Annotated in this window: 18 protein-coding genes and 4 tRNA genes; 7 read left to right on the top strand and 15 right to left on the bottom strand. The window is 40.3% G+C overall.

Annotated features, from left to right (window positions below):
- Window positions 1-574: 574 nt before the first annotated feature.
- The gene (locus ATS74_RS06380) at window positions 575-3,535 is read left to right on the top strand and encodes a TonB-dependent receptor (protein ID WP_058548099.1); all 2,961 of its coding nucleotides are present in this window, start codon (window positions 575-577) and stop codon (window positions 3,533-3,535) included.
- Window positions 3,536-4,023: 488 nt separating this feature from the next.
- Here the strand turns inward: ATS74_RS06380 and ATS74_RS06390 are convergent, their stop codons facing one another.
- Both ATS74_RS06390 and ATS74_RS06395 read right to left on the bottom strand, forming a co-directional pair.
- Window positions 4,024-4,656: a DUF7379 domain-containing protein gene (locus ATS74_RS06390; protein ID WP_058548101.1), complete on the bottom strand. Its 633-nt coding sequence runs from the start codon at window positions 4,654-4,656 to the stop codon at window positions 4,024-4,026.
- A gap of 35 nt (window positions 4,657-4,691) precedes the next feature.
- The gene (locus ATS74_RS06395; RefSeq protein ID WP_058548102.1) at window positions 4,692-5,642 is read right to left on the bottom strand and encodes an SDR family oxidoreductase; all 951 of its coding nucleotides are present in this window, start codon (window positions 5,640-5,642) and stop codon (window positions 4,692-4,694) included.
- Between the two features lie 209 nt (window positions 5,643-5,851).
- Here ATS74_RS06395 and ATS74_RS06400 point away from each other — a divergent pair, with 209 nt between their 5' ends.
- Both ATS74_RS06400 and ATS74_RS06405 read left to right on the top strand, forming a co-directional pair.
- Window positions 5,852-6,817, top strand: coding sequence for an AraC family transcriptional regulator (locus tag ATS74_RS06400; protein WP_058548103.1), 966 nt, complete (start codon window positions 5,852-5,854; stop codon window positions 6,815-6,817).
- Between the two features lie 2 nt (window positions 6,818-6,819).
- Window positions 6,820-7,185, top strand: coding sequence for a DUF4345 family protein (locus ATS74_RS06405; protein ID WP_058548104.1), 366 nt, complete (start codon window positions 6,820-6,822; stop codon window positions 7,183-7,185).
- 87 nt (window positions 7,186-7,272) lie between these two features.
- Here ATS74_RS06405 and ATS74_RS06410 read toward each other — a convergent pair whose 3' ends face one another.
- Window positions 7,273-7,782 carry a hypothetical protein gene (locus ATS74_RS06410; RefSeq protein ID WP_058548105.1) on the bottom strand — a complete coding sequence of 170 codons (510 nt, stop codon included), beginning with the start codon at window positions 7,780-7,782 and terminating at the stop codon, window positions 7,273-7,275.
- 491 nt (window positions 7,783-8,273) lie between these two features.
- Here ATS74_RS06410 and ATS74_RS06415 point away from each other — a divergent pair, with 491 nt between their 5' ends.
- Entirely contained in the window at window positions 8,274-8,780 is a 507-nt protein-coding gene (locus ATS74_RS06415; RefSeq protein ID WP_058548106.1) for an RNA polymerase sigma factor, read from the top strand.
- A 1-nt stretch (window position 8,781) separates the two neighbouring features.
- Window positions 8,782-9,441 carry a hypothetical protein gene (locus ATS74_RS06420; protein WP_058548107.1) on the top strand — a complete coding sequence of 220 codons (660 nt, stop codon included), beginning with the start codon at window positions 8,782-8,784 and terminating at the stop codon, window positions 9,439-9,441.
- A 49-nt stretch (window positions 9,442-9,490) separates the two neighbouring features.
- Here the strand turns inward: ATS74_RS06420 and nth are convergent, their stop codons facing one another.
- The 12 genes from nth to ATS74_RS06480 form a co-directional block, all read right to left on the bottom strand.
- Window positions 9,491-10,123: an endonuclease III gene (nth, locus tag ATS74_RS06425; RefSeq protein ID WP_058548108.1), complete on the bottom strand. Its 633-nt coding sequence runs from the start codon at window positions 10,121-10,123 to the stop codon at window positions 9,491-9,493.
- 47 nt (window positions 10,124-10,170) lie between these two features.
- Window positions 10,171-10,869 carry an electron transport complex subunit E gene (locus ATS74_RS06430; protein WP_058548109.1) on the bottom strand — a complete coding sequence of 233 codons (699 nt, stop codon included), beginning with the start codon at window positions 10,867-10,869 and terminating at the stop codon, window positions 10,171-10,173.
- Window positions 10,866-11,507, bottom strand: coding sequence for an electron transport complex subunit RsxG (gene rsxG / locus ATS74_RS06435; protein WP_058548110.1), 642 nt, complete (start codon window positions 11,505-11,507; stop codon window positions 10,866-10,868). The genes ATS74_RS06430 and rsxG overlap by 4 nt, the downstream gene beginning before the upstream one ends.
- Window positions 11,504-12,562: an electron transport complex subunit RsxD gene (rsxD, locus tag ATS74_RS06440; RefSeq protein ID WP_058548111.1), complete on the bottom strand. Its 1,059-nt coding sequence runs from the start codon at window positions 12,560-12,562 to the stop codon at window positions 11,504-11,506. Before rsxD ends, rsxG begins: the two co-directional genes overlap by 4 nt.
- Window positions 12,559-14,997: an electron transport complex subunit RsxC gene (gene rsxC / locus ATS74_RS06445; RefSeq protein WP_058548112.1), complete on the bottom strand. Its 2,439-nt coding sequence runs from the start codon at window positions 14,995-14,997 to the stop codon at window positions 12,559-12,561. Before rsxC ends, rsxD begins: the two co-directional genes overlap by 4 nt.
- Window positions 14,998-15,005: 8 nt before the next feature.
- A complete protein-coding gene (rsxB, locus tag ATS74_RS06450) occupies window positions 15,006-15,560 on the bottom strand; it encodes an electron transport complex subunit RsxB (RefSeq protein WP_058548113.1) in 555 nt (184 codons plus the stop codon).
- A 1-nt stretch (window position 15,561) separates the two neighbouring features.
- Window positions 15,562-16,143, bottom strand: coding sequence for an electron transport complex subunit RsxA (rsxA, locus tag ATS74_RS06455; protein WP_008134172.1), 582 nt, complete (start codon window positions 16,141-16,143; stop codon window positions 15,562-15,564).
- Between the two features lie 207 nt (window positions 16,144-16,350).
- Complete coding sequence (locus ATS74_RS06460) at window positions 16,351-18,294, bottom strand: EAL domain-containing protein (protein ID WP_058548114.1); 1,944 nt, start codon at window positions 18,292-18,294, stop codon at window positions 16,351-16,353.
- Between the two features lie 149 nt (window positions 18,295-18,443).
- Window positions 18,444-18,520, bottom strand: a tRNA-Asn gene (locus tag ATS74_RS06465).
- A gap of 26 nt (window positions 18,521-18,546) precedes the next feature.
- Window positions 18,547-18,623, bottom strand: a tRNA-Asn gene (locus ATS74_RS06470).
- 21 nt (window positions 18,624-18,644) lie between these two features.
- Window positions 18,645-18,721 (bottom strand) — tRNA-Asn (locus tag ATS74_RS06475).
- A 21-nt stretch (window positions 18,722-18,742) separates the two neighbouring features.
- A tRNA-Asn gene (locus ATS74_RS06480) sits at window positions 18,743-18,819 on the bottom strand.
- A gap of 1,064 nt (window positions 18,820-19,883) precedes the next feature.
- Between ATS74_RS06480 and ATS74_RS06490 the strand changes: the two genes are divergently transcribed.
- Window positions 19,884-21,263: an MATE family efflux transporter gene (locus tag ATS74_RS06490; RefSeq protein ID WP_058548116.1), complete on the top strand. Its 1,380-nt coding sequence runs from the start codon at window positions 19,884-19,886 to the stop codon at window positions 21,261-21,263.
- On the top strand, window positions 21,260-23,254 hold the full coding sequence (uvrB, locus tag ATS74_RS06495; protein WP_058548117.1) for an excinuclease ABC subunit UvrB: 1,995 nt from the start codon (window positions 21,260-21,262) through the stop codon (window positions 23,252-23,254). The genes ATS74_RS06490 and uvrB overlap by 4 nt, the downstream gene beginning before the upstream one ends.
- Window positions 23,255-23,256 lie beyond the last annotated feature (2 nt).

The following is a 23,256-nucleotide window of genomic DNA, read 5'->3' on the forward strand; positions in this document are numbered from 1 at the left end:
AGACTTTGGTAATAAACCTATCTCAAGCGGATTCTAGACGGTCATTGTGCTTATTTGAATGAGCGCTGCTTTTAACGTTTAAATTTTTAATGATGGCTTTATGCTAAGAAGAATTTATATAAATTTCATCGGGCAGAAAGGGTACATTTTTAAGCTGCACAGAGGTTATATAAAAAGATTTGTATGATAATGTACAAGCTTGGTTAACCAATTTTATGCGTTTATTTAATGAGCAGAAAGATTTTTATAGTTATTTTATATTTTATTTAAGGCTACTAATAATAAGAGTTTAAGCCTTCCCGAGTGGCTATTAAATATTTTTAGCTTTCTAATTTTTATTTAAAAACATGTGTTTAGATTGTTTTTTGACCTGCCTTTTCTTTTGTTAAAAACGACTGTATTTTATTTGGTAAGTTAGGTTTGGCGTAATATGAAAAAATCTAACTTACCAGCGGGTTGACCTTTTTGTGATTTGGTGTAAATATTGAGTTAATGATTTGTAATAAGTAAAGGCTTTACCAAAGATAAGCGTAGCGAGTTAAACATAGCATTTCACACACACAGGAAAAAAACTATGAGTCACAAGTTATCTAAAATTACTCTGGCGGTTATATCTGCCACTGCACTGAATTTTTCTTTGTCAACACAGGCACAAGAAGCTCAACCACAAGCAAAAGATGATCTTGAAGTCATTGAAGTTTCGGGGATCCGCCAATCATTAACTAATGCCCTTGCTGAAAAGCGTTCGGCAGACAGCCTAGTAGAAATTATCCAATCAGAAGATATTGGTAAACTACCTGATCAAAACTTAGCAGAAGTACTAGAAAACGTAACTGGTATACAAATTACACGCCAAGCAGGTGTGGGTACCGGTGTACAAATTCGTGGTACAGATGCAAACCGTACTGAAATAAACGGGGTATCTACAGTGGGCTCTGGCTCAGGTCGTAGTGGTATTAGCTTTGAAGATGTTTCTGCATCAATTATATCAAGTTTGGAAGTTATCAAGTCTCCAGAGGCTAAAACCATTGAAGGTTCTGTGGGTGGCACAATCAACCTTAAAACAATTCGTCCACTTCATTTAGGTGAGCAATTAGCCACTATTAGAGTACAAGGCGAAAATAGCAGCCTAAGTACAGACAGTGGTTTACAGCCTCGTTTTTCCGGTACGTTTGCTGATAACTGGGAAACTGATGATTACGGTAAATTTGGTGTACTGATAAGTGGCAGCTACGCAGAGCAAGACGTAACGGCATTTCGCCCACGTGCAGATAGAGATAACGTTATTACTTCTGATAGTGGTGTAGCCAGTGCACAGTCGTTTGACTATTTACCAATTCAATTTTTTGTTCAAGATTATGATAACTACGAATACGAAACTAAAAACTTTGTAGGTACTATTGAATGGGCACCAAACGATAACACTAAATTTTATTTTGACGCGGTGGTAAACGATCAAGAGCGTCGTCAAGAAAGCTCACGTGTTCAAGCTTCTGGTGTAAGTGCACTTAATGATATTTCTGTTCCAGACGCTTTTGAAACTGTTAACTTAGGCTCACTTGGCGGAACTAACTTGGGTTCGATTCAAGCAGCACTTCGTGGTGTTATTCCTGTAAATTTAGATAACGATGATGACGATCCAAATCTTCGTTTTTCAAGCGATACAAACTCGCGTGTTACCGACAGCGATATATTTAGATTAGGTGGTGAATGGCAAGGTGATAAATGGTTTGTAAGTGCTGAAATTGCATCATCATCTTCAGACACAACAACACCTAGCTTTAATACAACACTTAACTTTATTAATCCTAATGCGCCACTAGACGCTGGTGGCGGCAATGATAATAGTGTGCCATTTGAGTACGATTTATCAGGCGGTGCACTCGCTTTTGGTATTGCACAAGGGGCAGAATACGCACCTACGGTTGAGCAATTACTAGACCCTGCAAACGTAGTACTGCGTGATGTAAATATTGGCCAAGATACGGTTGAAAACTCAGAAGATGCGTTTCGTATCGACTCAACTTATTACACAGATTCAATTATAACCTCTGTTGATTTTGGTTACCGTTACAGTAAATCACAAAGTAAGCAAAACGAAATTACATCAAGCGTTGGCCTAAGAACAATGGCAGATAGCCCAACAGGTGATTTATTTGCAGATTTATTAGTAGCTGGCCCAGATAACTTTAATGAAGCTGATGGGCGTTCTTTATACATTGCTGACTTTTTATTAATTGACCCAGAGCTTGTTGCATCAGACCCTGATGCTGTACTTGAAACATTACAAAACGCCATGACTGCTCATGGTTCAAGCAAAACATTAAATGCGCCAACATCAAGCTCTGCAGGCTTTTTTGATATAGAAGAAGTTACGCATGCATTTTACGCGCAAGCTAACTTTGAATACGAAATGATTCGCGGTAACTTTGGTGTGCGTTACATCCAAACAGACGTTGAGTCTACTGGTAACTCGATAACACAAGATGGCAGTGGTAATGAGCTTGTAACTCGTATTACTAATGAATCAGACTATGACTTTATTTTACCACGATTAAACCTAGTAGCTGATGTATCAGAAGATGTGCTTGTACGCTTTGGTGTAGGTAAAGATATCCGTCGTCCAGATTACAATGACTTATCTACTTCTGTTACTTATAGTACCAGCCCTAATGACGAAGTTGAGTTTGGTAACCCTGCATTAAAACCTGAAGAAGTGTTGTCATATGACCTATCGGCAGAATGGTACTTTGCAGAAGCAAGTGTATTTAGTGTTGGTATATTCCATAAAACACGTAAAGAATTGCATGTTAATCAGTTAACGTCGCCAGTAGAGGACCCAGTTACAGGTTACCGCGATTTAACAGACCCATGTGAAGGCGGCGGCATATTTAATCCAATTGCAGACATTAACGTATTTGGCCCTGAAAACGGCCGTGGTGTGTGTGTTGGTACAGAAACAAAAGTTAACGACAGCGGCGAAACAACTCAAAAAGGTATTGAGTTTGCGTTCCAGTATGACCTTGCAGGCTTTGAGAAAGACTTAGGTTGGGCCTCTGGTTTTGGTGTGTTAGCTAACTACACTATTCAAGAGTTCTCGGGTGGTGAAACAGTAAACACAGCAACTTCAAGAGCAAGTAATGTATTTGCAGCAAGCACAGGTACACCTGGTATTGAAGTAAGCGAAATTCAAGGGTTATTAAATCTATCTGAAAACGCATATAACTTTACCCTATACTACGAAAAGTATGGTTTATCAGCGCGTATGCGTTACACATGGCGCGAAGGTTACCGCTCAAACGACTTTGGTAGTACGTCTAGCTTCCCTTGGGGTTTCCCTGTGGTTCAAGAAGACCGTGGACAGCTTAATGCAAGTATTAGCTACGATGTGAACGAGCAGCTAAATATTGGCTTAGAAGCTGTAAACATTACTGAGTCTGAAATTAGCCAGTCTTGTGTAAACGAAAGTGCATTATTGTGTTTCCAAGGTCTAACAGACCGTCGTATAACACTAGGTGCTAGCTACCGTTTTTAAAAAGTAAAAATTGAGAGTGTGTTGCCTGTACGGGCAGTAAAAGCAAGCCGCATGGCTTGCTTTTTTTACCTAAAATTAGCGGCAGTTAGGTGGTTAATAAAGGGCAGTGGTTCTTTGTGTTGGGGATAAAAATGTACCTGTTTGCAAAAAATAAAGTGTGTTTTGTATTACTTGTTGGCTGTAGCGCATTCCCGTGTGGCTTACATCAAGGGTAATAAAATTACGCATATTAGTAGGGCGTGTTGGTATTTGATGGTTGAATTTGCAGCAGTGTGTTTGGTTTTTAGGCAAGGCAGAGCCTGTGAAGTGTGGTTATTCCCCATAAATAGGCGATAACGCTGCATAAATGCCAAACATGCGCTGCCCTTTGGGTTCTGCCTAGGGGCGATAAACTCTTTGTTACTTGGTTTTTACTTAGCCCACTAGGTTACAAACCTCGCGCCGCGATTTAATCGCCCCTAGATTGAACAAATTTCAATCCGCAAAAATCAACACGCCCTCAGCTTGGCTGATTCTACAGACACCAAGCCATCGTTTTTACCTTTAAAATAATGCTGTGTCAGGGGGGATGCTTTAGTACCGGCTATTACGCCTAAATCAATGTCCAGCTCATTTATGGTGTTGCCCAAACTCTTACTGCCTGTAATTAGAGATTGGCTTACACCTCCGGCTATATGCATTAACCATGAACCATTTAAATGATTAGCTAATTCGCTGCCTTTGTTAGGCGCGCCAATTAACACGACATTTCCAAGTGTATTACCATTAAATACCCGAGGGTTATTTTGCAAGTAGGCTCTAATAACTAAGCCTCCTAGGGAGTGGCCTACAAAATGTACTTTACTCGCGTTAGCAATACAGGCATTAATTTGTGTGGTTGTTTGCATAAATACAGCCTCAACACTTTGCCCTAAAGAGGCGTAATTTAGGCTGCATACTTTATAATGAGCACGTTTAAGCTGCTGGGCAAAATATCGCATTGCCAAATCGCTTCTGCCTAACTCATGGGCAAGTACTACCAGCTCATCATTAGGTTTATACTGCACAGGGAGGTTATTGGTACTTTTACAGCCGGTTAGGGAAAGTAAAAGTATTAGGCCGATTACTAATGGTTTTTTCATTACTTTTACACCCTACACACGTTCGCTATTAGCAATTATATTGTCCATTTAAAAGCAGTGTGCTGCTCAGTAACTGCCCATAATTTGCTTAGCACAGGCTGATCTAAAGCAAACGGCTCAAGTTTGCATATTCCTACGGGGCCGCTCCAATTCCATCTACCTGATGGGCCATAATACGCACGCTGTTTTAGGTTATGCTCGGTGGCACACATAACCTCAGGGTATGCACCTTGCTCTGCCGATTGTGCTAAGCCCATTTTTACTATTAGTGACCAGGTAAATCGGGTTGCAAAGTTAACATTATCGCCAATAAGAGAGGTATTAGCTGCACCTGGGTGACACACAAACACCTGCACATTCTTATTGGCGGCGGCTATTTTGTTTTGCAGCTCATAAGCAAACATCATTTGTGCAAGTTTACTGTGGCAGTAGGTCTTATTTGGGTGGTAGTTTTTATTCCAATTCATGTCATCAAATTGAATCGTTTTAAGCCCCATTTTGTAGCCTTCACTGGCCACTACAACAATACGCCCGCTAGATTGCTCTATTTTGTTAAAAAGTAAACCACACAATAAAAAGTGCCCATAGTGGTTAACCCCTAACTGACTTTCAAAGCCGTCTTTAGTAAATTGCTGAGTCGCGACCTGCGCAATAGCACCGTTACAAATAAGTGCATCTATGTGTGGCACAGTTTGTAATACCTCGTTGGCTGCATGACGCACAGAGGCAAGCTCTGCTAGGTCCATTTTTATAAAGCTCACATCGGTACTATTGCTAAACTCCTGTTTTAACTTAGCAATAGCTTCATCTGATTTTAAAGGATTACGATTGAGCATAACTACTTTTGCGCCTTTAGCGAGTAATAGTCGGGTTGCTTCAAAGCCTGCGCCTGTATTTGCTCCAGTTATTAGATAGCATTTACCAACTAAAGAACTGAGTTGGTCGGGAGTCCAGCCAGAAGGGCCAAATGGGTTAGTTGCGCTCATTAGTTAAATTCCTATCAATAGTTAAGTATAAATATGCAGTACAGGGCTATGCGTATTGCTCTAAAGTGCTTGTTAGGTAATATAACTCTCGCTACCAGGTGTAACTAGGCGATATCCTCTTTAAAATATGCCTATTTGTATCGCTGCATTGAGAATGTGTATCTACGATGCTAGATTAGAATTATTATATATTTAAAGGGTATGGGTGAATGAGCAAACACCACATTAAGCAACTTATACAAAACAACCTGTCTTTTAACGAGGTAAACTGCGATGAAAATTATGCTCAAGGGCTAATAGAAACGGGTATTAAAGGTGTTCAGTTGTTTAAAGTAACGCAGGCTATGCGCTGTGCACCTGCGGTATACGAGCCGTGTATTGTTGCTATAGTCAGTGGCGCTAAAGAAGCCATACTCGATGGTAAGCATTTTATATACGATGAAAATAATTATATGTGCTGTCCTATGTCTATGCCGGTAGAAGCGGGTACACCCACGGCTTCACCTGAGAACCCCTTGCTAGGCGTTATTGTATCGCTAGATACAAAAGTGATGACCGAATTATCTATTACCATGGCTGCACAAGGTGTAAAAAAACACGCATCAGGCCCCAAATCGCAAGGGCTTACACTCGCAGCATGGGATGACTCATTTACCGATTCATTACTACGATTGCTGCAACTTGAAGGCAACCCTGTAGATATTGCGGTTTTAGGTGAAGGGCGACTGCGAGAATTATATTACGCCATATTAAACGGACAGGCCGGTAATAGTGTGCACCAAGCCTTTGGCGTAGGAAACGACATAGCACGCTCAATTGATTATTTGGCATCTCGATTAGATGAAACCATAACCATAGACGATATGGCAGCAAAAATTGGCGTAAGTAGGGCAGTTTTGCATCGAAAATTTAAGGATGCGACGAGTATGTCGCCGATTCAATTTATTAAATCTATGCGCTTAAATACCGCCGCGATGAAAATTGCAGCGGGTATGAACGTAAGCTCGGCGGCTATGTCTGTAGGCTATGTTAGCTCATCACAATTTAGCCGAGAATTTAAACGTATGTATGGGCAATCGCCAAAGCAGTGGAGCCAAGCAAAGGAGTTACCTCAGGAGCTTGTTGAGCAATCGATTGCTCAAACAGTTGATCAATCAACCAGCCTGAGGGATTGATCATGGATAATATAGTCATTTTTAGGGTTGTTGGTGCCGTATTAATTATTTTTGGCATAGTGTTAGCTGTCAATCCTGAGCTGATAAGCAATAAGCCAGTTCCTAACGATATTTTTAAGGCCGTAGAGCGCAGAATTTGGTGGGGGTTATTTATTGGTTTTGGCTTATTACTGCAATTTCATTTTCAGCTCGCACCTTGGCAAGCTAGCATAGCGGCAACACTGTCCTCGTTACTCGTAGGGCTTTTAATTGCAAGGCTTATTGGCATTATGTTAGATGGCTCGGTAGCAAAACAGTGGCTAAATGTTGGTATTGAAATAGTGATACTGGCGCCTCTAATTTGGTGGTATTTAAAAGTACGCACTTAGTATCAGAGTTAAACCGCTATAAATCTTAGTATCGTCTTAGAGTGTAACGCTTAATACCTTTAAGGCATGATAAGCAAACAAAGGCGTTTACCCATGTACTTTACTTTGAGTTAGCGCCATTTCTTCAGACCAAGGTACATAGAGTGCGGGAGTTAAGTTTTTATTATCGGCCAAAATTACTTTCGCGATTGGCCGTCCGAAATATTCAGTTGGCTCAAATGAGCAAATATCTTTTAGATTAATTGAAATATAACAATTTGCTTTTTTGATAAATAAAGCTGATTCATCCACACGTGCATGAACTGTTATTTGTAAGTTCATGTAAGGAACCATAGATACTATGTGTTCACCTAAGTGAAATCTGTCTCGCTCTATCTCATCTCCTATTGCTTTTAAATAGTTAATATATGCTTTCCAACGCTTTAAAATTAATAAGGTTAAAAATGAAATAAAACAAATTAGGCTTAAAATAATCGAATGAAATACAGAAAATTGACCCAAATAATAAAATGCACCCGCCAGTATAAGCACAACAGCTAAATTTAATAATGACCACTTATTTGGCTGAAATTTTGAATGATTATTTGCAAAATACATCCTTGAAGTTATGTGGTTTCTTACAGCGCTAACACAGAAACCTTCTTAAATTATTATTCACTATTAATAGCAGGTTGTATGTTTTTTACCACCTTTAGCCTGAGTCATATTTGATAACCAGAGATACAATAATATTAACTATTGCTATATTAAAAAAATCTTTTAACTAGGAGTCCCCTTTTAATCGCAGGCAGAAGAAAAGAGCTAACTCCTCGCTTTGCTCTTTTACTTAGCTTATTACTCCCTCAAATAATTATTTTTTAAATAGTTGTGATTAATTCAGAGATACTGCGAATAACTAGATAAGACGATTATGTGAGTACTATCGTGCAGCTAAAATGTTTATATAAATGTGTACAGGCTGTGTTGCATTAGCCATAACGCTGCACCTTGTCGCTTTTAAAAACAGATACATTAGAAATTAAACACAATGAAACTGCGATAAGGCAAATACGTAATGAGATTAATTTAAACGATGGATTTATCAGTGAATGACTACTAATAATAAGGCGCTATTTGCGCAGACAATGGAGCAGCATAAAGGCATTGTTTATAAAATTGTGAATTCGTACTGTCAAAATCAAGATGATCGGCAAGACCTAGCGCAAGAAATACTCACCACCATGTGGTTGGCTTATGACAATTACAACAAAGACTATAAATTTTCTACTTGGATGTACCGAATCGCGCTTAATGTGGCAATTTCCTATTACCGCAAAGACAGTAAACGAGAAGATAAAGCCAATGAAAGTGAGCAGTGCATAGTGCATATAGCGGATTTTTCAGCACAAGACGATAAAAGCGAAGACGTTAAGCAGCTTTATGAATTTATAGGAAAACTCGATAAGTTAAATAAAGCCATAGTATTACTGTATTTAGAAGGCGAAACCCATCAAAGCATAGCGACGAGTTTAGGCATAAGTAAAACCAACGTCGCTACGCGAATTGGCCGCATTAAAGAAACACTAAAAAATCAATTTGAAAAACAGGGGGCTTAAAATGAATTTAGATAACATTAAAAACACATGGCAGCAGCAAAATAGTGTTAACGAATCGGCCATTACAATAAACCAATCACTGCTGAGCGAAACAAAAGTGAATAAACAAATGAAAGAGCTTAATACTATGAAGTGGGCACGTATTATTGAAAGCGCAGCCTTCTTTTTTATTATTGTTTTATTGGGGCAGTATATTGCAAATAACTTTAGTGTTTCAGCGCCTTCAATATCTGCGTTGATACTGAGTGTATTTTCCATTGCTGGCCTTGCAGGTAATATCGGCCAAATAGTGCATATTGCTAACGTTAATTATGCAAAACCAATTAGCCAACTTCAAAAAGACGTTTACCGCCTTTGCTCACATAAATTACAACTAACTAAGTTGTTATTAATGTCTGCCCCTTTTTATATGGCTTATGTGTTTATTGGGTTTGATGTGCTATTTGAAATTGACTTATTTGCACACCTAGAGCAACACATGGTTTGGTTTTACAGCGTGTCATCACTACTACTTTTAATAGTCACAAGCTGTGTATTAGCTAAACTAAACTACACAAATATTAAAGCGCCTTGGGTTAAACGCACCATTGCATTTATTGTAGGTGAGCGTTTAGTAAATATGGCTCAATTTATAAATAATGTAGAATCGACAGACAGCTAATTAATTAGCTGTCTAACTTTCAAAATACCCAAAATAGAGTTATTCGAGGTTAGTCCGTTTTTTCTTTAAACTCACACAAGTCTTCAATAATACAGCTGCCGCACTTAGGTTTACGCGCTACGCAGGTGTAACGCCCGTGTAGTATTAACCAGTGGTGTACATCTACTTTAAATTCTTTAGGTACAACCTTTTCAAGCTTTTGTTCTACAGCTACAACATCTTTACCCATAGCAAGTTTGGTGCGGTTTGAAACACGAAAAATATGCGTGTCTACGGCAATGGTCGGCCAGCCGAAAGCTGTGTTGAGCACTACATTTGCGGTTTTTCTGCCAACACCGGGTAGGGCTTCTAAGGCTTCGCGGTTTTCGGGAACAATGCCGTTGTGTTGATCAACCAGTATTTGGCACATTTTATACACGTTTGCGGCTTTTGAATTAAATAACCCAATGGTTTTAATATAATCGCGCAGTGTATCGTGGCCAATATCTAAAATGGCTTGTGGCGTATTAGCAACCGGAAATAATTTACGCGTGGCTTTATTAACACCTACATCGGTGGCTTGTGCAGAGAGTGTGACTGCTACAAGTAACTCAAACGGGCTTGAGTATTCAAGCTCGGTTTCTGGGTGTGGATTATCATCGCGTAGGCGAGAAAGTATTTGATGACGTTTTTCTTTATTCATGCAACTTAAAACGCATTAGCTTTTAAATAAGTTAATGCGTTTTCCCCTTAAGTTAAGCTAGTAACACGTGCGCGTGGACCTTTTTCAGCCTCAGGCGGCGTTACTTGTTTTGATTTTATTTGTGCGTCAATTACATTTTTTGCCGCAATAAGTAGGCCAAGCCCTAAAAAAGCACCAGGCGGTAAAATGGCGAGTAAAAACTGGTTATCAAAACTAAACACTTCTATGCGCAGGCTTTGTGCCCATGGACCTAATAGTAAATCGGCACCGTCGAATAATGTGCCTTGGCCTATTAGTTCGCGCATTGTACCTAACACTACAAGTACAGCCATAAAACCTAAGCCCATCATTAGGCCGTCGAATGCTGATAAATGCACAGGGTTTTTAGATGCGTATGCTTCGGCGCGGCCAATAATGGCGCAGTTTGTTACTATAAGCGGAATAAATATGCCAAGCGATTGATACAAACCAAAGGTGTAAGCGTTCATAAGTAACTGAACTATAGTTACAAAGCCTGCAATAATCATTACAAATACAGGGATACGAATATCTTTAGGTACCCAGTTACGTACAACCGATACAGTAATATTTGAGCCTACAAGCACTAATAAAGTAGCCAGTCCTAAGCCAAGTGCATTGGTAACTGTTGAGGTAACGGCAAGTAACGGGCATAGCCCTAAAAGCTGAACAAGGGCAGGGTTATTTACCCAGACCCCTTCTTTGTATAATGTTTTTAATTCGCTCATTTTTTTACCTCTACACATTCGGCATTTGGCGCTGCAAAAATATCGTCAAAATTGCGTTGTGCGAACAAAACTGCGTTTTTAACAGAGCCTACAACTGCACGTGGTGTGATTGTAGCGCCTGTGAATTGATCAAACTGGCCGCCATCTTTTTTAACTGCCCAGCGTGCATCATCTTCGCCATCAACGGTTAAATCATTAAAGGCTGTGATCCACAGTGATTTTTTTACTTCTACTTTATCACCAAGGCCGGGTGTCTCTTCGTGTTTAGTTGTGCGTACACCAGCTATAGAGCCATCACTTAAAACGGCTGTAAGTAAGTTAATATCACCACTGTAACCATTTGGCGTAACGTGGCGAATAACGACGGCAACGGGTTTATTATTTTTTCGAGCACGGTAAATAACTTGATTAGCGTATGGACCAAGCGTTTCATCAGTAAATATAACGCAATCTGTAGATAGTTCGTTGTCGTACGATTTTGGGTCGAGTACTTCTTGTAGTTGCGCTGTAAGTTGTAGCTGCTCTTGCTCTGCAATTTTATCTGCGGTGAGTGCGTTTATCGAGGCAACCAAACCCGTTGTTACTAGTGCAAAAGCCGTTAAAATAGCGCCATTTTTAGCCATTGATGAAATAATCATTTTACTGCTCCGTGGCCATAGGTACGTGGTTGCGTGTAGTAATCAATAAGCGGCACAGCAATATTAATCAATAATACGCTAAATGCGATTGCATCAGGAAAGCCACCAAAAGTACGAATTAAATACACTAATAAGCCAATGAGAGCGCCATAAATTAAGCGACCTTTATTTGTGGTTGCAGCAGATACTGGGTCAGTGGCAATAAAAAATGCCCCCATCATGGTTGCGCCACTTAATAAGTGGAATACTGTACCAGGCTCTGTACCAGGCGCCGCAATGTAACCTATTGCACTACATATCGCTAAACTTACAATAAAACTAACAGGAATATGCCAGTTAATTATTTTGGTTTTTAAAAGGTATAAACCACCCGCTAAAAACCCTAAATTAACCCACATCCAACCAAGGCCTGCCCATTCATTAAATAGTGGCTTTTGCATACTCTCGGTAACGGTTAAACCGTGTGCTATATCTGTTTTAACAGTATCAAGAGGTGTCGCCATTGTTAGGCCATCAATCCCAGCACGCATTTGATCTAGGCTAAAACCTGAGGCCGTAAAATCGGTAAATATGAGCCTTAATTGATCAACAAATCCAATCGGCGTATTTATTAAATCACTGACAGGTAGCCAGGCTGTCATTTGCACTGGGAAGGATACTAAAAGCAGAACATATGCGGCCATTGCAGGGTTAAATAAATTAAAACCAAGCCCGCCATAAAGCTGTTTAACAATTACAATGGCAAATAAACAACCAATAATAATTACCCACCAAGGCGCTAGCGGCGGAATACTCAGTGCTAATAGCACACCAGTAAGCCAAGCACTACCATCACTCAATGCAGGCCAAACAGGGCGTTTACGCATTAACATTATGGCAGCTTCAAATGCGCTTACAGCAACAAGTGCAAGCACTAACTGAATAAGTACACCAGTCCCAAAAAAGAAAACTTGAGCAATGAGCCCAGGAATACACGCAGCAATAACGGTTAGCATTAATCGTGTTAGCGATTTATGGCTATGATTATGCGGCGAACTGGCCATGGTTAATTTCATGACTGATCATTTCCTTCTTTTTGTAACTTTTTGGCTTTAGCGCGAGCAATAGCTGTGGCCACTGCGGCTTTTTTCTTTTGGGCGGCGGTTTGTTCTGGGCTAGTTTCGCTTGGCGTTTCAGGCTCTGCTGTCGTCACTTGCTCAGTATCTTCATTGCTTTGTGTTTGCTGTGCCTCTTTTGCCGCTTTTTTAGCTTTTGCACGGGCAATCGCAGCTACAGCCGCTTTTTTGTTATCTGCTGGAGAGTCTGTTTGTGACTCTTCAGATTTAACGTTATCGGCTGGTTTTTCGTTGGTACTTGGCACATTCGGTTGATCAGTCTGCTCAGCAGCTTTAGCTGCTTTTTTAGCTTTTGCGCGGGCAATTGCGGCGGCTACAGCCGCTTTTTTATCATCAACAGGCGCTGCTGTATTGGCATCATCTGTGTTAGTTTGCTCATCTTGTGCTTTGGCTGCTTTTTTAGCTTTAGCACGAGCAATTGCGGCGGCTACGGCCGCTTTTTTATCATCAACAGGCGCTGCTGTATCGGAATCATCAGTATTAACTTGCTCATCTTGTGCTTGCGCTGCTTTTTTAGCTTTGGCACGAGCAATTGCGGCGGCTACAGCTGATTTTTTATCATCAACTGGTGCAGTATTGGCATCATCAGTATTAACTTGCTCATCTTGTGCTTGCGCTGCTTTTTTAGCTTTAGCACGAGCAATTGCAGCAGCTACAGCTGATTTTTTATCATCAACTGGTGCAGTATCACCTGAGTCATCTGTTTGTGACTTTTGCTCTTTATATTTGCGAGCTTGCTCTTTTCGAAGTGCGCGCTCTTTTGCTACTTCAGTATTATCCGGCTCTAACTCCTCGCCTTGTTGTTTTTTAGCTTTAGCGCGTGCAATAGCGGCAGCAACCGCTGATTTTTCGCCGCCGTTATCTGATTTGTTTTTAATACGAGCTAGTGCATCTGCTACTTTTTGTTTTTCATCGTCAGACTTAGCGGCCGGTTTACGTTTATGGCGGTTTTGACGCTCTTCTTGCTCACGCTCTAAGCGCTCTTTACGGGCATCAAAACGCTCTTTTGCTCTATCTGCTTTAATTTTTTCGGCTTGTTGTTCTTTAATTTCAACCTTGGCCACGCGATAGTATTGTACAAGAGGGATTTCACTTGGGCACACGTAGGCACACGCACCACATTCTATACAATCAAATAAGTTATGTTCTTGTAGTTTGTCGTACTCTTTTGACTTGGCAAACCATTGCAATTGCTGCGGTAATAGCGAAGCAGGGCAGGCATCTGCACAGGCACTACAACGTATACAGGCTTTTTCGGGGCCAGGCTCTGCCAGCTCTTTATGATCAGGGGCTAAAATACAGTTAGTCGTTTTAACTACACCAATACGTACAGTGGGCAAGGTAAAGCCCATCATAGGGCCGCCCATTACAACGCGTTGTTGTGGCACTGGGGAAAACCCCTGGCAATCAAGTAAATGCTTTATTTCAGTGCCTAGTAATGCCCACACATTGCCGGGCTTATGAATAGTATTGCCCGTTACGGTAATTACTCGTTCAATAAGTGGTTTACCTTCGTATACAGCTTGCTGCACCGCAAATAAAGTACCCGTGTTATGCACTAAAATACCAATGTCGGCCGGAATACCGCTGCTTGGCACTTCTCGATTGGTGAGTAGTTTTATTAATTGTTTTTCACCACCTGAAGGGTAAACCGTTGGCACTGTTTGAATAACAATATTAGCATTGTGCTCTGCTGCTTGTGTCATAGCGGCAATGGCTTCGGGTTTGTTGTCTTCAATACCGACAATACAAAGCGTTGGGTTTAATATTTGCTGCATTAGCTCTATGCCTTGCACAACTTGCTTGGCATGCTCACGCATTAATACGTCATCGGCGGTTATATACGGCTCGCACTCAACAGCATTTACTATTAAAAACTCGATAGGTTGCTTAATATCGGCTTTTACATAAGTAGGAAAGCCCGCACCGCCCATACCGCTAATACCCGCTTGGTGAATTATATCTACTAATTCATCGTGGCTAAGCTTAGCAGGGTTAATCGCTGGATTAAGACTACACCACTCATCGTTGCCATCAGGTTCAATAATAATGCTCAGCTCAGGGAGCGCTGAAGGGTGTGCAGATGGCATAGGTGCAATGTCGGTAATGGTTCCAGACGTTGGAGCATGAACGGGCACCGACCAATTAGCCGCAGGTGTTGTAAGCGGTTGACCTTTTAATACGTGTTGGCCTTTCTCAACGATTAATTTACCGTTAGCGCCAATATGTTGCTTAAGCGGGACTACCAGTTTGTCTGGCAGGGGCAAGCGAGCAATTTGGGCACTATTTGAAAGTGTTTTTTGCTGTGGTGGATGCACGCCGCCAGGAAATGCCCAAACGGTGCCTTTTTTAATTTGTTCAAGTAACTTTTCCACTCAAACCTCTAATCTATTTGCGTAACAGGAATAGCATCTAACTGCCATTTCCAGTTTTGTTTTGTTTCGGCAACCGGCAGCATATCAATACAATCTACAGGGCAGGGCTCTACACATAAATCACACCCAGTACATTCATCAATAAGTACGGTGTGCATTTGGCGAGTAGCACCTACAATGGCATCTACAGGGCATGCTTGAATACATTTAGTACAGCCAATACATTCGTCTTCTCGAATGTAGGCTACTGTTTTAATTGGGTCGGCTTGTTCTCCGCCAGCAAGCGGTTTAGCTTCCACGCCCATTAAATCAGCCAATTTTTTTACCGTCGCTTCGCCACCAGGAGGGCATTTATTTATTTCATCACCATTAGCAATGGCTTCTGCGTAAGGCTTACAGCCAGGGTAGCCACATTGACCACATTGAGTTTGCGGCAAAATAGTATCTATTTGCTCAACAATAGGGTTGCCTTCAACACGAAAACGAATGGCAGCAAAACCTAAAATGAGTCCAAAAATCAGCGCTAGCGAGCCAAGCGCTATCAAGGCATAAAACAAGGTCATATTAAAACTTCACTAATCCAGTAAAACCCATAAACGCCATCGACATTAAGCCTGCGGTTATCATAGCAATAGAGGCACCTTTAAAAGGTGTAGGAACATCAGCAGCAGCAAGGCGTTCGCGCAGCGCTGCAAATAATACAAGTACTAATGAAAAGCCAACCGCAGCACCAAAACCATACACTGCTGATTGTAAAAATGAGTGATCTTCTTTGATATTTAACAAAGCAACGCCTAGCACTGCACAGTTTGTAGTGATAAGCGGTAAAAATATACCCAATAAACGATATAGTGTAGGGCTGGTTTTGCGCACCACCATTTCAGTAAACTGCACAACTACCGCAATTACCAAAATAAAGCTCATGGTACGTAAAAATTCGATATCTAGCGGGATTAAAATATATTGATTAACCAAATAGCTCGTCACTGAGGCAAGTGTAAGCACAAACGTAGTTGCCAAAGACATACCTATCGCTGTATCAAGCTTACCTGATACGCCCATAAACGGACATAAGCCTAAAAATTGTACTAATACAAAGTTATTAACTAGAACGGTTCCAATCAATAACAAGACATATTCTGTCATGTGTGCCTCGCGCTATTAAAGTCCCGCGTATTATCCTTTTTTCTGCCCCGATAAACAACATATGCGAGTCGTTATCAGTTAAATAAACAGCGGAAAATAACGCTTCGATCACAAAGCTGTAAAATTTATGTGATTTTAAGGTTAGGATAAAATATTAAAAACAAAAAAAGAGCAACATGTGCTCTTTTTTTGTTTTAGAAGGGGAGGTTAGATATCTTTAGGTTTTTCTATGTAATAACCTTGAACGCCGTCTAAGCATAAGGTTTCAATGATGTGTTTTTCTTCTTGGCTCTCAACACCTTCAGCAAAAACACTCACTCCAATACGGTGCGCTAAATCGACCATTAAGCGCATGAAGTACTGATTGTTTTTGTCATCTTCTAGGCCGCGGGTATAACTGGCGTCCATTTTAATAAAGTCAGGTTTTAAATCGCGGAAAAATTTAAACGATGTTAAACCAACACCAAAGCGCTCAACCGTTACACGCGCACCCACACGATGCACCATATCAATAAAACGCTTACTGGCTTTAATATTTTGCTGAAGACCAAACTCGCTCACTTCAAATACTAATTTAGAGGCTATATGTGTATCTTTTAATAAGCGGCGCTCTAGCCAAATAACAAATTGGTCGTTATGTGCACTTGAGGCCGTAACGTTTAAGCCAAAAAACTTTTCAGATAGGTTTCGGCTTTTTACTTTCTCAAGTGATGAGTCAATAATAAGGCGGTCAATCTCAATGGCCATATCAAGTTTTTCAGCCATAGCTAAAAAAGAGGCCGTTGGTAGCACTTGGTTATCTTCGGTTTTAAAACGTACTTGCACTTCGGCATACGCTTTAATACTTTTACCTAGTGGCATAATGTTTTGCATTACTAAATGTACGCGCTTAGATTCAATAACTTCGTTAATAACCTTACGCCAGTTTTGATTACCAAATCCTGCGCTTATATTATTTACTAAATCGGTTTCTCGTTGTACATGCCATGCGTTAACTTGTTTTGATTGCGCCATACTCATCGCGTTATCAACAACAGACAGCAATTCACCTAATGGTTTACCTTTTTCGTAACCCACAACACCGGTATTAGCAACTGAGCTTAGCTCTTGATTTTGTTGGTACTGTGTAAAGCGCGATTGTAGGTTTTCACCAAAACGCTCGGCTTCTTTTAAAGGAGTGTGGGGCAATACAACAGCAAAGTCAGAGCTGTTTAATCTAAATACTTGGCTGCCAGTGTAGGTGCCACTTATGTGTTTAATTATATCAGCAACACCTTTTACGTATTCATCACCTTTTTGGTAGCCACGGCTTTGGTTAATTGCTTGTAATTCGCTACAGCGGATCATGGCTAAAGAGCCAAAGGTACTTTGCTCGGTGTTTTCAATGTTTTTTTCGTAGTACTCAACAAACATATTTCTGTTACCAAGGGCGGTAATTACATCTTTATATGCTTCATGTTTAATAGTCATTGCAGCGCTTTGTATATCTTCACTCTTGGTTTTTAGAAAGTGCGATAAGCGATTAAAGCTAGGTACTAAATCTTTCCCTAAAGTTTTAAGCCTTGAACTATCAAGTGCAGTGTCTAGGTTTTCGTCTACCTGATTTTGGTTGATGTATATATCGATAATATCCGAAACAGTAGTGCTGATATTTTTATTTAACTGATAAAAAATCGACTGCATCAAAATAATTGGAATAATTACCAAAATTGCTGAAATTGCAATCACGATAAATAAAGAAATTTGTAGCTGCTCAGCTAAGTGTTGGATATTTAGCGTAAACTCAACTTTTATATCTGCAGCGTCGTTTATCGCAAACTGAGGGCGGACAGAATTAAAACTAGATTGTACAAACTCAGCAAACATAGGTAAGCGAGTAGGGGAGTTTATGCTGAAAATTTCAGCACCTTGGTAGTCTCTTAAAGTAAAGCTTGAAAAGGTGTTACCATCTGCGATTGATTGTTTTACATTTTGAGCAGAGGTTTCGTCTAAAGTGAGGCCATTAATATACTTAGTTACAGTAGTTTGTGCGTTTTTTTGGGCGTCACTTACTGCACTGTCAAAGCTTATAGATATGAAGTAGCTTCCTGCTGCTACACACAATAGCCATGAGATTATTTGTATAAAAATAAGTTTTTTAAATCCAGCCATGTTTTCAGTCTTTTAATAATTCAAAAGGGAAGGAATCAAGTCCTTGATTAATAAACTAAGTTACAGCGCATCAAAAACTTAATTAATGCTTTAGTTATAATCAGAAGAGTAGTGGAATTAAGCTTAGATGTCTATGAAATTCTTAGAATTGGCTCCCCCTCCCCGACTCGAACGGGGGACCTGCGGATTAACAGTCCGTCGCTCTAACCAACTGAGCTAAGGGGGAACTAAAATAGTGATATTATGATGATTTGGCTCCCCCTCCCCGACTCGAACGGGGGACCTGCGGATTAACAGTCCGTCGCTCTAACCAACTGAGCTAAGGGGGAACTACATCATATACATAAACTTGGCTCCCCCTCCCCGACTCGAACGGGGGACCTGCGGATTAACAGTCCGTCGCTCTAACCAACTGAGCTAAGGGGGAATCGTTTATGGTTGAAAAACTTGGCTCCCCCTCCCCGACTCGAACGGGGGACCTGCGGATTAACAGTCCGTCGCTCTAACCAACTGAGCTAAGGGGGAAGCGTCTTGCCTTTCAACGGGGCGAAATATTAATGATGGAGGTGCAAAGTGTCAACATATAAAAGTCATAAATTTAAAAAAGAGGTTTATTCGTTGTTTTTATGTTCGATCTGCGTGTTTTATAGCTCCATTAAAGTAATTTTTTAAAGATTTTAATAATATCATTGCGCATTTTATCGAAGCTTTAGGTTTTTAATTTATTAAATTGGTTAAATTAAACACGCCATAAAAGTACCTTGTTATTAAAAAGATGCCCAAAAACATAAAAAAGCCATTTTTATAGCAGGATATTTTTTGCAGTTATTTGCATGGCTAGTTTTATTTTTTATAAATATGCCTCTAACTAAATTCTTTTAAATATTTTCATTGGTAAATAACAAAGTAGTTAAATTGTATAAATAGGGCGTTTAATACGCTCGCTCAAAAATAGTGCAATCAATAACTTGGCTTAATATTGAACGTTTATAGTTGTACATGAGTATAACTTTGTTAAGAGTAAAAATTAGCGGAAGATTGTTTTTAAGCCGAGTCTATAAAAATGTCACATATAAGATATACACAAATGGTAAGACCTGATTAAAAACTGTGGCTCTCTCAAAGCCTTTATAAATGCGGGTTTGAATGAGTTATCCACGGTTTCTGTGGATAACTCTGTTTATGAAACTTTAAGAACATCAGCGGCACCAATGTTTTAGGGCGCTACAACGATTTCAAGCTTTTAAATCATTATTTTTAATTCATTATAAAACAATTGGTTATGATTTGGAGCGGAATGGATGCAACTCGATGAGGGTTTTTTTTCGTAACGATAAATCAACCCTAGGCTTTGTGTAAAAAATCACCAGATACTGCGCGGTGTTTGTAATAAAAGTTACAAAAATGTGTTTTAATTGTTTTTTAGTGGCTTTAGGCTCTATTTTAACAAAAAGATGTAAAAACTCACCTTTACTATTTTTTAGAATGTTTAGTTCTTTCATTAAGGCAATTGTATTGATAAATCCGTGGCTTGAAGTGCCTTGATGCTTTAAAATGTTCAGCTCAGTAAAAAGAGGCTTATTTATTTCATGCGTGCAATTTCAAAAACTCCGACTCGCCCAGATTTACTAAACGATCCTATATTACCTACATTAAAAACGATGACCATCCCGATGATATTCGGCATGATCACGTTAATGATGTTTAATATTGTAGATACTTTTTTCATTAGCTTATTAGGCACCGAGCCACTTGCTGCAGTAAGTTTTACCTTTCCTGTTACTTTTACCGTAATAAGTTTAGCGATAGGCTTAGGTATTGGTACGTCGGCTGTAATAGCAAAAGCACTGGGTAGTAACAAAATTGACGAAGCGCGTTTTGATGCCAGTGTGTCTTTAATGGTAGGCGTTGTACTGGTTATTGTGCTCTCGTTTATTGGTTATACATTAACTGACCCTATATTTACTTTGCTAGGCGCAGGCTCGCAGGTACTTCCACTTATTCACGAATACATGAACATATGGTTTATAGGCAGTGTGTTTTTAATAACCCCAATGATTGGCAACTCAGTGTTACGTGCAAGTGGCGATACAAAAACACCGAGTATTGTAATGGGTGGAGCAGGGCTTATAAATGCGGTACTTGACCCCATACTTATATTTGGTTTTGGGCCTATTCCGGCCATGGGTATTGAAGGCGCGGCCATTGCAAGTGTCATTGCATGGGCCGTTGCAGTGGTTATTATCTTGTATATATTAATGTTTAAAAAGCGTTTGTTGAGCCTCAAAGCGGGCAAGCAAACGGTTATAGGCGCAATTCGTAAAATATTAAAAATTGGCTTACCTGCTGCAGGTGCAAACATGCTAACACCCGTTGCAATGGCCGTAATGACCGCTATGGTTGCGCACCACGGACCAGAAGCTGTTGCAGCATTTGGAGTAGGGAGCAGAATAGAATCTATCGCAAGTATATTGGTGCTTGCGCTATCTATGACATTACCGCCTTTTGTCAGTCAAAACTTTGGAGCGGGCAAATTGTGCCGCGTTAAAGAAGCCTACACAGGCACATTAAAATTCGTGATGATATGGCAATTTGCAATTTACGTATTACTAATTGTATTTTCAGGTGTTATAAGCCAGTTGTTCGGTAAAGAACAAGCCGTTATAGACGTAATTAAACTGTTTATTTATACAATCCCGCTAAGTTATGGCTTACAAGGGGTGATCATATTATCTAATTCATCGTTTAATGCATTACACAAGCCAATGAATGCGTTGGTACTAAGTGTCATTCGTTTATTTATATTTTATGTACCATTTGCTTATGTAGGCAACGAAATAGCCGGTTTATTTGGGTTATTTATTGGCGCTGCGTTAGGTAATTTATTTACAGCTATAGTCGCGTACAAATGGTTTATGAAAGAGCTAGACACGCTAAGCGGCGAATCGTTACAGGAGTGCAACAATTGAGCGATCATTTTCAACTAGTATCACAGTTTAAGCCCGCTGGAGATCAACCTACGGCTATTAAACAACTTGAAGAAGGTTTAGAAGCAGGGCTTGCGCATCAAACACTATTAGGCGCTACAGGTACTGGTAAAACGTTTACTATGGCCAATATTATTAGCGACTTAAATCGCCCAACAATAATAATGGCACATAACAAAACACTGGCTGCGCAGCTGTACGGAGAAATGAAAGAGTTTTTTCCTAATAACGCGGTTGAGTACTTTGTATCGTATTACGATTATTATCAGCCAGAGGCATATGTTGTTTCTAGTGATACGTTTATAGAAAAAGATGCATCAATCAATGAGCACATAGAGCAAATGCGTTTAAGTGCTACAAAAGCACTGCTTGAACGACGTGATACTATTATTGTTGCCTCGGTTTCGGCTATTTATGGCTTGGGCGACCCGCAGTCGTACATGAAAATGATGCTGCTTTTAAAAGTGGGCGAAAAAGTAGACCAACGCGATATGCTCCGCCGCCTTGCAGAGATTCAGTATACCCGTAACGATATAGACTTTGGCCGTGGTACGTATCGCGTGCGCGGTGAAGTGGTTGATATATTTCCCGCTGAATCAGATACATTTGCTGTACGCGTAGAAATGTTTGATGACGAAATAGAACGTCTAAGTATTTTTGATCCCCTCACTGGTGCAATTGAAAAACACATAGTACGCGCCACTATTTACCCTAAAACACACTACGTCACCCCGCGTGACAAAATTCTTGGCGCCATAGAAAAAATAAAAGAAGAGCTAAAAGAGCGTCGAGCGCAGTTACTTAGTGTAAATAAATTAGTAGAAGAGCAGCGCGTAGCGCAGCGCACCCAATACGATATAGAAATGATGACCGAACTTGGTTATTGCTCAGGCATAGAAAACTACAGCCGCTACTTGTCAGGGCGCACACCGGGCGATCCGCCGCCAACACTACTTGATTACCTGCCTGATGATGCATTAATGATTATTGATGAATCACACGTTACCGTATCGCAAATTGGCGCTATGTATAAAGGCGATAGAAGCCGTAAAGAAAACCTCGTTGAATATGGCTTTAGAATGCCATCGGCTATGGATAACCGCCCACTTAGGTTTGAAGAATTTGAAGCCATTGCCCCGCAAACTATTTATGTATCGGCAACGCCTGGCGACTTTGAACTTGAGCGCAGCGCAGGCGAAGTAGCAGAGCAAGTTATTCGCCCAACTGGATTACTAGACCCCTTAATAGAAGTACGCCCTGTAGGCGATCAGGTTGATGATTTACTCTCAGAAATATACAAAAGTGTTGAAAAAGGAGAGCGCGTACTGGTAACAACACTTACTAAACGTATGTCTGAGGATTTAACCGACTATTTAAGCGAGCATAACGTAAAAGTACGTTACCTTCACTCAGACATAGACACCGTTGAGCGCGTAGAAATAATACGCGACTTACGAGCGGGTGTGTTTGATGTGTTAGTAGGCATTAACTTATTACGAGAAGGCCTAGATATGCCAGAAGTGGCCTTAGTTGCCATACTTGATGCAGATAAAGAAGGCTTTTTACGCTCAGCACGCTCACTTATACAAACTATTGGCCGTGCTGCACGTCACCTAGATGGACGTGCTATTTTATATGGCGATAAAGTGACTAAATCAATGGCCAAAGCGATTGAAGAAACGCAGCGTAGACGCGAAATACAACACGCTTACAATATTGAGCACGGAATTGAGCCACAAGCACTTATTAAAAAAATCACCGATATTATGGATGTTGGCGAAGAAGCCGCGCCTAAAGATAACCTTAAATTTATTCGTAAAGAGTCTAAAAAGGTACTTAGCGCGAAAGAAATTGCGGTGCAAATTAAGCAGCTTGAAACCAAAATGCATGCCTACGCAAGCGATTTAGAATTTGAAAAAGCGGGCTCAGTTCGCGATGAAATACACGAACTACAACAACAGTTGATTAATTAAAA

Origin of the sequence: Pseudoalteromonas sp. H103 (assembly GCF_001469205.1) — a bacterium.
Taxonomy (GTDB): Bacteria; Pseudomonadota; Gammaproteobacteria; order Enterobacterales; family Alteromonadaceae; genus Pseudoalteromonas; species Pseudoalteromonas carrageenovora.